The following is a 12,930-nucleotide window of genomic DNA, read 5'->3' on the forward strand; positions in this document are numbered from 1 at the left end:
ATGGATTTATGATTAATGTTCGCAAAACACAAAAACAGCGCAAGGCTGCGCGATGAAGAGCGTGCGCGGCTGATCTGGCTGCTCACCACCGACAAAGCCATCGTTTCCACCCTGTTAGGCAAGCTCACCCTGGCTGAGCAATATGATGTCGGAACGTTATCCGACGATATTGCTGAGGTAGGCGCGCTGGTCGACCATCTTCCGCCGCCCGATCTCGCGGATACTCTGGAAGCGCTCCCGTCGGAAGAGCGTCACGCCCTCTGGCGGCTGATCGCAAGCGAAAAGCGCGGCTACGTGCTGCTCGAAGCCTCAGAAAACGTCTGGGACGACCTGATCGACGAAATGACCGACCGGGAGTTGCTTGAGGCGCTGCAATACCTCGACATCGACGAACAGATTTACCTGGTTCAACACCTGCCGCGTAACCTCACTGGCCGGTTACTGGCGACGCTGCCACCCGAAGAACGGGCCCGCGTGCGCCAGGTCATGCATTACGAAAAGAATCGCGTCGGTGCGATTATGGAGTTCGAGGTCATTACCGTTCGCCCGGACGTGACGCTGGAAGTCGTACAGCGCTATCTGCGTCGTCTGGGCAAGATGCCGGAAAACACCGATAAACTGTTTGTCACCCGCCGCGACAAAACGCTGGTCGGGGAGCTTACCCTGACCTGTATTTTGCTCAACGACGTGCAGCGCAAAGTCAGCGAGGTGATGGATGACGATCCGCTGACCTTCGCCCCGGAAGACAAAGCGGAAAACGCGGCGCGTACCTTCGAACGTGACAACCTGGTCAGCGCCGCGGTGGTTGATCCTTCCGGCAAACTGATGGGGCGCCTGACGATCGACGAGATAGTCGACGTGGTGTATGAAGAAACGGACACCGATCTACGTCGGATGGGCGGGTTGAGCGCGGAAGAGGACGTTTTTGCGCCCGTGCCTAAAGCGGTGAAAACGCGCTGGGCGTGGCTGGCTATCAACCTGTGTACCGCGTTCATCGCCTCTCGCGTGATTGATGGCTTTGAGCACACCATTTCGCAGCTGGTGGCGCTGGCGTCGCTGATGCCCATTGTCGCCGGGATCGGCGGGAATACCGGTAATCAGACCATCACCATGATTGTCCGGGCGCTGGCGTTACAAAACATTCAGCCGGGTAACCTGACGTTTCTTATTCTGCGCGAGATGGGCGTGGCGTTGGTGAATGGCCTTGTCTGGGGCGGGATCATGGGTGGGATCACCTGGTGGCTGTACGACGACATGGCGCTCGGCGGGGTGATGACCCTGGCAATGATGCTGAATCTGTTAATGGCGGCGCTAATGGGGGTGATCATCCCGATGACGATGGTGAAGCTCGGGCGCGACCCGGCGGTCGGTTCGAGCGTAATGATCACCGCGATTACTGATACCGGCGGGTTCTTTATTTTTCTTGGGCTGGCGACGCTGTTTCTGATGTAGCGCGTCGTTTGCGCGTTACGATGCGGGGCAGTAATCCCATAGCCACCACTCCGGCAACCACGCCAATCGCCAGGTTGCCAGTGGAGACCGTTGCGCCAACGGTAATGACCATCACCAGCGTTTCCACCACGGGCAGTGTCGTCAGGGTAGTGGGCTGGATGCTGTGCCAACTGAACGTTTTCACCGCCACAATCACCATGATCCCGGCCAGAACCGACATCGGGATTTTCGCCATCACGTCGCTCAGCGCGGTCACCAGCAGCAGTAAAACCAGCCCGGCGGCGATTGTCGACACGCGGCTGCGGCCTTTCCCCATCTCCACGTTAACGATGGTCTGCCCGATCATCGCGCAGCCGGCAATGCCGCCGTAAAAACCCGCCAGAATGTTGGCCAATCCCAGACCCGTGCTTTCACGATTTTTATTTGACGGCGTGACCGTCAGGTCATCAACCAGTTTCGCCGTCAACAGCGACTCCATCAGGCCCACGAAGGCGATACTCAGTGCGCAGGGCCAGATAATCGCCAGCGTGTGCAGATTCAGCGGTACCAACAGTTGCGTCAGTGCCGGTAGGCCACCACGCATTGAACCTTCATCGCCGACGGTTGGCAGCAATTGCCCGGTGGTTGCGGTAAACAGCGTCAGCAAGACAATGGCAATCAGCGGCGCAGGAATGCTTTTAATCACCCGCGGCACCCACAGCACAATCAGCAGCGTTAAGGTAAATAGCCCCCAGATGAGTGGGCTTGTGCTCCAGAAATGGGGAACCTGGGCGAAGAAAATCAGAATACCGAGGGCGTTCACAAAACCGGTCATGACGGCGGTGGGAATAAAACGCATCAGCCGCGCCATCCCGGTGACGCCAAACAGAATCTGAATGAGTCCGGCCAGCACCACCGCCGGCAGGATGTACTGTACGCCATGCTGATGCACCATCGGACCAATCACCAGCGCAACGGAACCGGCGGCCGCTGTGACCATCGCGGGGCGACCGCCCATGAAAGACATGGCAAGACAGAGGACCACCGAGGCGATCAGACTGACTTTCGGGTCAACGCCAGCAATCACCGAAAAGGAAATCACTTCAGGGATCAGCGCCAGCGCGGTAATGACTCCCGCCAGCGTTTCGCGTATCAGCAGACGTGGGGCGCGAAGGACGCCACTGACGGTGTGTTCCTCAGCCAGAGCAGGAGACGAAGGGGTTACAGACATATTTACTCTCAGGTCGGAAGGGGCCTGATAACAGTAGACCAGCAGGCGTCCGTGCGGTGAATAATAAAGCGCCGCATAGTACCTTTCTGGAGCGTCTGTTTCCAGAAAATATTGCGAATAACCCCATAAAGATTCAACGTATTTTTAACTTTTATAAAATTTAAATATAATTTATAAACAATATTTAAATATTTTTACTGAAATGTTAACGTTGATGCCGCTCGATTTTCACCTGCAAAAAGCAAAAAAACGATACTAAAAGTAAGGCATTAACCATATGAAAAAAGTGACTGCCATGCTCTTCTCGATGGCCGTAGGGCTGAATGCTGTCTCGATGGCGGCAAAAGCGAAAGCGACGGAAGAGCAGGAGACGGACGTACTGTTGATCGGCGGCGGCATCATGAGCGCTACATTGGGAACGTACTTACAGGAACTGGAACCCGGCTGGTCGATGACCATGGTGGAGCGCCTGGACGGTGTCGCGCAAGAGAGTTCAAACGGCTGGAACAACGCCGGTACAGGGCACTCCGCGCTGATGGAGTTGAACTACACGCCAAAGAAAGCCGACGGGAGTATCAGCACCGAAAAGGCAGTTGAAATTAACGAAGCCTTCCAGATTTCCCGTCAGTTCTGGGCGCATCAGGTCAACAGCGGCGTATTGCACGACCCTCGCGCCTTCATCACCACCGTTCCGCACATGAGCTTCGTCTGGGGGGATGAGAACGTTAACTTCCTGCGCGCCCGTTATGCGGCGCTGCAACAGAGCACGCTGTTCCGCGGCATGCGCTACTCTGAAGACCACGCGCAAATCAAAGAGTGGGCGCCGCTGGTGATGGAAGGGCGCGATCCGAAACAGAAGGTCGCCGCCACGCGAACTGAAATGGGAACGGATGTGAACTACGGCGAAATCACGCGCCAGTTGATTGCCTCGTTACAGAAAAAGCCCAACTTTACGCTGGAGTTAAGCACTGAAGTCCGCGGTTTTAAACGTAACGACGATAACAGCTGGACGGTGACCGTCGCCGATCTGAAAAACGGCGAAGCGGAACATAACATCAAAGCCAAATTCGTCTTTATCGGCGCAGGTGGCGCAGCGCTGAAACTGCTGCAGGAGACCGGTATTCCTGAAGCCAAAGAGTATGCTGGCTTCCCGGTCGGCGGTCAGTTCCTGGTCGCGGAAAACCCGGACGTTGTGAATCGTCATCTGGCGAAAGTGTACGGTCAGGCTTCCGTGGGCGCGCCGCCGATGTCGGTTCCGCATATCGATACCCGTATTCTGGACGGTAAACGCGTGGTGCTGTTTGGGCCGTTCGCTACCTTCTCCACTAAATTCCTGAAAAACGGTTCACTGTGGGATCTGCTGAGTTCAACCACGCCTTCGAACTTCATGCCGATGGTCAATGTGGGACTGGATAACTTCGATCTGGTGAAATACCTGATTAGCCAGGTGATGCTGAGTGATGACGACCGCTTTGACGCGCTGAAAGCGTACTATCCGCAGGCGAAGAAAGCGGACTGGCGTTTGTGGCAGGCGGGTCAGCGCGTACAGATCATCAAGCGTGATGAAGACAAAGGGGGCGTACTGCGTCTGGGAACGGAAGTGGTGAGCGACAAAGAAGGAACCGTTGCCGCGCTGCTGGGCGCGTCACCGGGCGCATCCACTGCGGCACCGATCATGCTCCACCTGATGGAAACGGTCTTCAAAGATAAAGTGAGCACGCCGCAATGGCAGGCGAAGCTGAAAACGATTATTCCGTCTTACGGTACAAAACTGAACGGCAACGTTGAGGCGACGCAGCAGGAACTGCAATATACCAGTGAGGTGCTGGGTCTGAAATATGACAAGCAGCAGGTGGCAGACTCGCTGCCCACACCGCAACTGAAACCTCAGGCTCAGCCGGAGCGTAAAGCCGTCGCGGATATCGCACTGTAACCCGATTGCCGGATGGCGCTGCGCTTTTCCGGCCTACATCACGTTCTTGTAGGCCGGATAAGGCGGTACGTCGCTATCCGGCATCATTAGCTATTTATCGCGTTACCGCGTTCTGCACGTTATCTTCCGCTTTCCAGATGCGGAATTTCACATCGATATTTGCCGGGGTATACACCACGATCGGCAACTTGCTGTTGTAACGCAACATCCCGTTATCACCCAGATACGCGGTGACAAGCTTCTGCTCTTTTTTGCCGTCCGGGCAGGCCATCATGGTCGATACCGGAGAGGTGACTTTGTCAAAGACGTAGTAGTCATAACCCCAACCTTCCAGCGTTTTGCTTTCCAGTGCGCCGCCCAGACGATGCTGGTTGCAGTCGACCTCCAGCGTCTGACCGATCATCAGTTCCACTTTCAGAGTAGATTCATCTTCCTGATGGGGTAACTGGATAACCTGGCGCTTCATCCCTTTTTCCGCCTGCGGATAAGGGGCGATTTTTTCCAGCGGTTGCGGGGTAGTCTCAGCGGATGCCGCCCATGCAGAGGTGCTGGCGAAGGCAGCGAACAAAACGGCAGGGACCATTGTCTTCATTTTAGAGTTCACAGGTTTTCCTTTTTTATCTTATGAACGATTTCACGGCAGGTTAGCATATTCACCAGAGTTATTGATCTGTCTTTACGTATTTTTTAAGTGCATTAACTGAGTTGATGTCTTAGGTATGGTTATTTATTCTGTTAATGACCATTTGGCCCGGGCAATTATCCTGACAGTTATTTCGATATATAAATAATTACATAACCCTTTGATATGTGCGGAGAAGCACATTCTGACAAGCTTCATTAACACTCTTTTGATCCAACCACTGGTTTTACCCCAATTGGGGTATGCACCTGGAACACATCCTTTACTATCTTACCGATCATAATAATGACTTAGTAGTAACGCGGTTTTTATTGTCGTTCACCCAGCCGGGGGAGCGTCGTTTATGGAAGGGCGATGCCATGGTTGATTTATCCCGTCGAGGCATACTGACTGGCAGTTGGCGTAATGCTAACCGTGGGATCCGTCCGCCGTGGAGCATGGAAGCCTCTCAGTTTCTGTCCCAGTGTACCCGTTGCGACGCCTGTATTCAGGCTTGTGAACACGATGTTTTGCAGCGTGGGCCGGGTGGCTATCCAAACGTTAATTTCCAACAAAGCGAATGCACCTTCTGCTACGCCTGCGCGCAGGCTTGCCCCGAATCTCTCTTTTCTCCGCGCCACACCAGGGCATGGGATCTGATTTTTACCATTGGGCAAGCGTGTCTGGCGTATCAGTCCGTAGAGTGCCGCCGCTGTCAGGATAGTTGTGAGCCGCAGGCGATTATGTTTCGCCCAACGCTGTCCGGCATTTATCAACCACAACTCAATAACCAGAACTGTAACGGATGCGGCGCGTGTGTCGCCAGTTGCCCGGTGTCAGCCATTACCGCGGAGTATAACCATGCACATTAACTGGCAGGTCTGCAGCCTGATTGTTCAGGCCAAAGGCGAACATGTACAGGATATCAGCACGCAGTTAAACGCATTGCCGGGCTGCGAAGTGGCGGTAAGCGACCCGCAAAGCGGTCAGATGATTGCCGTGGTTGAAGCAGAACACAGCGAAACGCTGATGCAAACAATTGAGTCGGTACGCAACGTTGCGGGCGTACTGGCGGTGTCGCTGGTTTATCACCAGCAGGAAGAACAAGGTGAGGAAACACCATGAAACTCAGTCGTCGTAGCTTTATGAAAGCTAACGCCGTTGCGGCCGCTGCGGCGGCTGCCGGGCTAAGCGTGCCGGGCGTTGCCCGTGCAGTTGTCGGTCAACAGGAAGCCATCAAGTGGGATAAAGCCCCGTGCCGTTTTTGTGGCACAGGCTGTGGCGTACTGGTCGGGACGCAACAGGGGCGTATTGTCGCCTGTCAGGGCGACCCGGAAGCCCCGGTTAACCGTGGTCTGAACTGCATCAAGGGCTATTTCCTGCCCAAAATTATGTACGGAGAGGACCGTTTAACGCAGCCGCTGCTGCGTATGAAAGACGGTAAGTACAGCAAAGACGGTGAATTTACGCCGATCGGTTGGGAGCAGGCTTTCGACGTGATGGAAGAGAAATTCAAAACCTCACTGAAAGAGAAAGGCCCGGAGTCTGTCGGCATGTTTGGTTCCGGCCAGTGGACCATCTGGGAAGGTTATGCCGCCTCCAAACTGTTTAAAGCCGGTTTCCGCTCGAACAACCTCGACCCAAACGCACGTCACTGCATGGCATCAGCGGTAGTCGGCTTCATGCGAACCTTTGGTATGGACGAACCGATGGGCTGCTACGACGATATCGAGCATACCGATGCGTTTGTTCTGTGGGGTGCCAATATGGCGGAAATGCACCCGATCCTCTGGTCGCGCATCACCAACCGTCGTCTCTCCGATCCGAATGTTAACGTTTCCGTGCTGTCCACTTTCCAGCACCGTAGCTTTGAGCTGGCGGACAACGGGATGGTCTTTACGCCGCAGTCTGACCTGGTGATCCTCAACTACATCGCCAACTACATCATTCAGAATAACGCGATTAACCAGGACTTCTTCAGCAAGCACGTTAACGTCCGCAAAGGGGCAACGGATATCGGCTATGGCCTGCGTCCGACCCATCCGCTGGAAAAAGCAGCGAAAAACCCAGGTTCTGACGCCTCCGAGCCGATGAGCTTTGAAGATTACAAAGCGTTTGTTGCCGAGTACACGCTGGAAAAAACCGCTGAAATGACCAGCGTGCCAAAAGATCAACTGGAACAACTGGCGAAGCTGTATGCCGACCCGAACAAGAAGGTCATCTCCTACTGGACAATGGGCTTCAACCAGCATACGCGCGGCGTGTGGGCCAACAACCTGATCTACAACATCCACCTGCTGACCGGCAAAATTGCGCAACCGGGCTGTGGGCCGTTCTCTTTGACCGGACAGCCTTCTGCCTGTGGTACTGCGCGTGAAGTGGGCACCTTTGCTCACCGTCTGCCAGCGGACATGGTGGTCACCAACGAAAAACACCGTGAGATCTGCGAAAAACACTGGAATATCCCGGCTGGGACTATTCCGGCGAAAATCGGTCTTCACGCGGTTGCCCAGGACCGGGCACTGAAAGACGGCAAGCTGAACGTCTACTGGACGATGTGTACCAACAATATGCAGGCGGGTCCGAACATCAATGAAGATCGTCTGCCGGGCTGGCGCGATCCGCGCAACTTTATCATTGTCTCCGATCCGTACCCGACCGTCAGCGCGCTGGCAGCGGATCTGATCCTGCCAACCGCGATGTGGGTGGAGAAGGAAGGGGCTTACGGTAACGCCGAGCGCCGTACCCAGTTCTGGCGCCAGCAGATTAAAGCACCGGGTGAATCAAAATCTGACCTGTGGCAACTGGTTCAGTTCTCACGTCGTTTCAAAACGGAAGAGGTCTGGCCTGAAGAGCTGCTGGCACAGAAACCGGAACTGCGCGGTAAAACGCTGTATGACGTACTGTTTGCCACGCCTGCGGTGAGCAAGTTCCCGCTGACGGAGTTGAAAGAGGATCAGTTGAACGATGAATCCCGCGATCTGGGCTTCTACCTGCAAAAAGGATTGTTTGAAGAGTACGCCTGGTTTGGTCGCGGACACGGTCACGATCTCGCACCGTTCGATGACTACCACAAGGCGCGCGGTCTGCGCTGGCCAGTCGTTGACGGGAAAGAGACGCAGTGGCGCTACAGCGAAGGTAACGATCCGTACGTCAAAGCGGGCGAAGGCTACAAGTTCTACGGTAAGCCAGACGGTAAAGCGGTGATTTTCGCGCTGCCGTTTGAACCTGCCGCTGAAGTCCCGGATGCAGAGTACGACCTGTGGCTTTCCACGGGACGTGTGCTGGAGCACTGGCACACCGGCAGTATGACGCGCCGCGTGCCTGAACTGCACCGGGCCTTCCCGGAAGGGGTTCTGTTTATTCATCCGCTGGATGCGAAAAAACGGGACCTGCGCCGTGGCGATAAAGTCAAAGTGGTTTCACGTCGTGGCGAGGTGGTTTCCATTGTTGAAACCCGTGGACGTAACCGTCCGCCGCAGGGGCTGGTATACATGGCGTTCTTCGATGCCGCACAGTTGGTGAATAACCTGACGCTGGATGCGACAGATCCGCTCTCTAAAGAGACGGATTTCAAGAAGTGCGCTGTGAAACTGGCGAAGGTGTAACACGCCATGTCCCGGTCAGCGAAACCCCAAAACGGCCGCCGCCGCTTTCTGCGCGATGTTGTACGCACAGTGGGTGGACTGGCTGCCGTTGGCGTGGCGCTGGGGTTACAGCAGCAAACCGCACGAGCTACGGGCGTGCGGTTGCGCCCGCCTGGTGCCGTGAACGAGAACGCCTTTGCCAGCGCCTGTGTGCGCTGCGGGCAGTGCGTTCAGGCATGTCCGTATGACACCTTAAAACTGGCGACGCTCGCGTCGGGCTTGTCGGCCGGTACGCCGTATTTTGTTGCCCGCGATATCCCGTGCGAAATGTGCGAAGACATTCCGTGCGCCAAAGTGTGCCCCAGCGGGGCGCTGGACCGGGAGATTGCCTCCATTGATGATTCGCGGATGGGGCTGGCGGTTCTGTTGGATCAGGAAAACTGCCTGAACTTCCAGGGCTTACGCTGTGACGTCTGCTACCGCGAGTGCCCAAAAATCGATGAGGCCATCACGCTGGAACTGGATCGCAACATGCGAACCGGCAAACATGCGCGATTTATCCCCACCGTTCACAGCGATGCCTGCACGGGTTGCGGTAAATGTGAAAAAGTCTGCGTGCTTGAACAGCCGGCGATAAAAGTGTTGCCGCTGACGCTGGCGAAAGGGGAGTTGGGTCACCATTACCGCTTCGGCTGGCTGGAGGGGAACGATGGCAAATCGTAAGCGTGACGCCGGGCGCGAAGCGCAGGCGAAAAAAGGCATGTGGCGGAGTCACCGCTGGCTGATCTTCCGCCGTCTCAGTCAGTTTATCGTGCTGGGAATGTTTCTGAGCGGTCCGTGGTTTGGCGTATGGATCCTGCACGGGAACTACACCAGTAGCTTGCTACTGGATACGATCCCGCTGACGGATCCGTTGATTACCCTGCAAAGCCTGGCGAGCGGTCATCTGCCCGCCGCGGTGGGACTCACGGGCGCGGCGATTATTACGGCGCTGTATGCCCTGGCAGGAAAGCGATTGTTTTGCAGTTGGGTCTGCCCGCTGAACCCGATTACCGATTTTGCGGCCTGGCTACGTAGAAGGTTTGACCTGAATCAGTCCGCAACCATTCCACGTCATATACGGTACGTACTTCTGGTTATTGTGCTGGTGGGTTCAGCGCTGACCGGGACGCTACTGTGGGAATGGATTAACCCTGTTTCACTGCTGGGGCGTAGCCTGGTGATGGGATTCGGTAGCGGCGCACTGCTGATTATCGCTCTGTTTTTATTTGATTTGCTGGTCGTTGAACACGGCTGGTGCGGGCATCTTTGTCCTTTAGGCGCACTGTATGGCGTGCTGGGTAGCCAGGGCGTGTTAACCGTTGCGGCAAAAGACCGACAGAAATGTAACCGCTGTATGGACTGTTTTCATGTTTGCCCGGAACCGCATGTGTTACGTGCCCCGGTGCTGGATGAGCAAAGCCCGGTGCAGGTCACCAGTCGCGATTGCATGGCCTGCGGTCGCTGCGTGGATGTCTGTTCTGAGGACGTATTTACAATAACTACACGATGGAGTTCGGGAGCGAAATCATGAAAAGCCATGACCTGAAGAAAGCGCTGTGTCAATGGACAGCCCTGCTGGCCCTGGTGGTGAGCGGTGCGGTTTGGGCGGCAAACGGAGTGGATCTTAACCAGTCTCCGGAAGTGTCAGGGACACAGGAAGGGGCGATTCGCATGCACAAAGAGCAGGAGCGTATGCCGCTGAACTACGTGAATCAGCCGCCGATGATTCCCCATAGCGTCGATGGTTACCAGGTGACCACGAATACCAACCGCTGTCTGCAATGCCACGGTGTCGAAAGCTATCGTACCACCGGCGCGCCGCGTATTAGTCCAACTCACTTTATGGACAGCGACGGCAAAGTGCTGGCCGAAGTGGCGCCGCGTCGTTATTTCTGTTTGCAGTGCCATGTGCCGCAGACTGACGCCCCGCCGATTGTGGGTAACACCTTTACCCCATCGAAAGGTTACGGGAAATAAGAGGTCATTATGGAAAATTCTAACCGTAAACCAGGCCGGATTAAGCGCCTCTGGCAATGGTGGCGTCGCCCCAGTCGCCTGGCGCTGGGTACGCTGCTGTTAATCGGGTTCGTCGGCGGGATTATTTTCTGGGGTGGATTTAACACCGGGATGGAAAAAGCCAACACCGAAGAGTTCTGCATTAGCTGCCACGAAATGCGCAACACGGTGTATCAGGAATACATGGAAACCGTGCACTACAACAACCGTAGCGGTGTACGCGCGACCTGTCCTGACTGCCACGTACCGCACGAGTTTGTGCCGAAAATGATCCGTAAGATCAAAGCCAGCAAAGAGTTATATGCCAAAGCGTTGGGGCTTATCGATACACCGCAGAAGTTCGAAGCGCATCGCCTGACGATGGCGCAGAATGAATGGCGAAGAATGAAAGATAACAATTCTCAGGAGTGTCGTAACTGTCACAACTTTGAATTCATGGACTTAACGGCCCAGAAGAGTGTCGCCGCGAAAATGCACGATCAGGCGGTGAAAGACGGGCAAACCTGTATTGATTGCCATAAAGGGATTGCGCATAAGCTCCCCGATATGCGCGAAGTCAAACCGGGCTTCTGACGGGGTGGTAATGAGTGGGTAGCATGCTTGAAGCCAGAAAGCTCCTCTGCGAGCGGGATGAACGAGTCCTGTTTAGCGATTTGTCGTTCCAGGTCAACGCAGGGGAGTGGATACAAGTTACCGGGGGCAATGGCGCGGGGAAAACCACCCTGTTGCGATTGCTGACGGGACTCTCTCGCCCTGATGCCGGGGAGGTATGCTGGCAAGCACAACCGCTGCATCGTGTACGGGACAGCTACCATCAAAATTTGTTGTGGATTGGACATCAGCCGGGGATCAAAACCCGGCTGACGGCGTTGGAGAACCTGCGTTTTTTCCACCAGGACGGTGACAGCGCAAAATGTCTCGCGGCGCTGGCGCAGGCTGGCCTCGCCGGATACGAAGATATCCCTGTCAATCAGCTCTCTGCCGGACAGCAGCGCCGGGTGGCGTTAGCGCGTCTCTGGCTGACTCGCGCTACGCTCTGGATCCTCGACGAACCCTTTACCGCTATTGATGTGAACGGCGTTGAACGCCTGACGCAGCGGATGGCGCAGCATACTGAAGAGGGGGGGATTGTCATCCTCACCACCCACCAGCCGTTGAACGTCGCCACGGACCGCATTCGCCGGATTGCGCTAACTCACGAGAGGGTAGGGCAATGATGTGGCGTATCTTTCGTCTTGAACTGCGCGTGGCTTTTCGCCATAGCGCGGAAATTGCCAATCCGCTGTGGTTCTTCCTGATTGTCATTACGCTGTTCCCGCTGAGTATTGGCCCGGAACCGCAGCTGCTGGCACGCATTGCGCCGGGCATTATCTGGGTCGCTGCGCTGCTGGCTTCGCTGCTGGCGCTGGAGCGACTGTTTCGCGATGACCTGCAGGACGGCAGCCTTGAGCAACTGATGCTGCTGCCGATCCCGTTACCGATGGTGGTGCTGGCAAAAGTTATGGCCCACTGGATGGTCACCGGTTTGCCGCTGTTGATCCTCTCTCCGCTGGTGGCGCTGCTGCTGGGGATGGACATCTACGGCTGGAAAATTATGGCGCTGACCTTGCTGCTGGGGACGCCGACGCTGAGCTTTCTCGGCGCACCGGGGGTGGGCTTAACGGTTGGGCTAAAGCGCGGCGGCGTGTTGCTGAGCGTACTGGTGCTGCCGTTGACTATCCCGTTGTTGATTTTTGCTACCGCCGCGATGGATGCGGCATCCATGCATCTTCCTGTGGATGGATACATGGCGATTTTAGGCGCGTTACTGGCGGGTAGCGCGACGTTGAGTCCTTTTGCGACGGCGGCAGCGTTACGCATTAGTTTGCAGTAATGCGTTGCCTGATGGCGCTGCGCTTATCAGTCCTACAGGGACAGAGTGTGCAGTATGTAGGCCGGATAAGGCGTTAGCCGCTCTCCACCTGTTGCCTGATGGCGCTGCGCTTATCAGGCCTACAGGGACAGAGTGTGCAGTATGTAGACCGGATAAGGCGTTAGCCGCTATCCACCGGTTGCCTGATGGCGCTGC

At 55.7% G+C, this 12,930-nt stretch carries 13 protein-coding genes; 11 read left to right on the forward strand and 2 right to left on the reverse strand.

The window, feature by feature from the left end; all coding sequences use genetic code 11:
• Positions 1–15 precede the first annotated feature (15 nt).
• Positions 16–1,452: a magnesium transporter gene (mgtE, locus tag GBC03_13265; GenBank protein ID QFS71109.1), complete on the forward strand. Its 1,437-nt coding sequence runs from the start codon at positions 16–18 to the stop codon at positions 1,450–1,452.
• Here the strand turns inward: mgtE and GBC03_13270 are convergent.
• Complete coding sequence (locus tag GBC03_13270; GenBank protein ID QFS71110.1) at positions 1,415–2,662, reverse strand: SulP family inorganic anion transporter; 1,248 nt, start codon at positions 2,660–2,662, stop codon at positions 1,415–1,417. The two genes, mgtE and GBC03_13270, sit on opposite strands and share 38 nt — an antisense overlap.
• A gap of 277 nt (positions 2,663–2,939) precedes the next feature.
• Between GBC03_13270 and mqo the strand changes: the two genes are divergently transcribed.
• Positions 2,940–4,595: a malate dehydrogenase (quinone) gene (gene mqo / locus GBC03_13275; GenBank protein QFS71111.1), complete on the forward strand. Its 1,656-nt coding sequence runs from the start codon at positions 2,940–2,942 to the stop codon at positions 4,593–4,595.
• Between the two features lie 94 nt (positions 4,596–4,689).
• Here mqo and eco read toward each other — a convergent pair whose 3' ends face one another.
• Positions 4,690–5,187: a serine protease inhibitor ecotin gene (eco, locus tag GBC03_13280; GenBank protein ID QFS73992.1), complete on the reverse strand. Its 498-nt coding sequence runs from the start codon at positions 5,185–5,187 to the stop codon at positions 4,690–4,692.
• 410 nt (positions 5,188–5,597) lie between these two features.
• Here eco and napF point away from each other — a divergent pair, with 410 nt between their 5' ends.
• Genes napF through ccmB form a run of 9 tightly spaced genes read left to right on the forward strand, consistent with a single transcriptional unit; the run spans position 5,598 to position 12,735 of the window.
• Positions 5,598–6,089, forward strand: a complete 492-nt coding sequence (gene napF / locus GBC03_13285) for a ferredoxin-type protein NapF (protein ID QFS71112.1) — start codon at positions 5,598–5,600, stop codon at positions 6,087–6,089.
• A complete protein-coding gene (gene napD, locus GBC03_13290) occupies positions 6,079–6,342 on the forward strand; it encodes a chaperone NapD (protein QFS71113.1) in 264 nt (87 codons plus the stop codon). Before napF ends, napD begins: the two co-directional genes overlap by 11 nt.
• Positions 6,339–8,825, forward strand: coding sequence for a nitrate reductase catalytic subunit NapA (gene napA, locus GBC03_13295; GenBank protein ID QFS71114.1), 2,487 nt, complete (start codon positions 6,339–6,341; stop codon positions 8,823–8,825). Before napD ends, napA begins: the two co-directional genes overlap by 4 nt.
• Positions 8,826–8,831: 6 nt before the next feature.
• The gene (napG, locus tag GBC03_13300; GenBank protein ID QFS71115.1) at positions 8,832–9,527 is read left to right on the forward strand and encodes a ferredoxin-type protein NapG; all 696 of its coding nucleotides are present in this window, start codon (positions 8,832–8,834) and stop codon (positions 9,525–9,527) included.
• Entirely contained in the window at positions 9,514–10,377 is an 864-nt protein-coding gene (gene napH, locus GBC03_13305; GenBank protein QFS71116.1) for a quinol dehydrogenase ferredoxin subunit NapH, read from the forward strand. The genes napG and napH overlap by 14 nt, the downstream gene beginning before the upstream one ends.
• Entirely contained in the window at positions 10,374–10,823 is a 450-nt protein-coding gene (gene napB, locus GBC03_13310; GenBank protein ID QFS71117.1) for a nitrate reductase cytochrome c-type subunit, read from the forward strand. Before napH ends, napB begins: the two co-directional genes overlap by 4 nt.
• 9 nt (positions 10,824–10,832) lie before the next feature.
• Complete coding sequence (gene napC, locus GBC03_13315; protein QFS71118.1) at positions 10,833–11,435, forward strand: cytochrome c-type protein NapC; 603 nt, start codon at positions 10,833–10,835, stop codon at positions 11,433–11,435.
• Between the two features lie 23 nt (positions 11,436–11,458).
• A complete protein-coding gene (gene ccmA / locus GBC03_13320; protein ID QFS71119.1) occupies positions 11,459–12,079 on the forward strand; it encodes a cytochrome c biogenesis heme-transporting ATPase CcmA in 621 nt (206 codons plus the stop codon).
• Positions 12,076–12,735 carry a heme exporter protein CcmB gene (gene ccmB / locus GBC03_13325; GenBank protein QFS71120.1) on the forward strand — a complete coding sequence of 220 codons (660 nt, stop codon included), beginning with the start codon at positions 12,076–12,078 and terminating at the stop codon, positions 12,733–12,735. The genes ccmA and ccmB overlap by 4 nt, the downstream gene beginning before the upstream one ends.
• The last annotated feature ends 195 nt before the right edge of the window (positions 12,736–12,930 follow it).

The sequence above is a fragment of the Citrobacter telavivensis genome, assembly GCA_009363175.1.
Classification (GTDB): Bacteria; Pseudomonadota; Gammaproteobacteria; order Enterobacterales; family Enterobacteriaceae; genus Citrobacter_A; species Citrobacter_A telavivensis.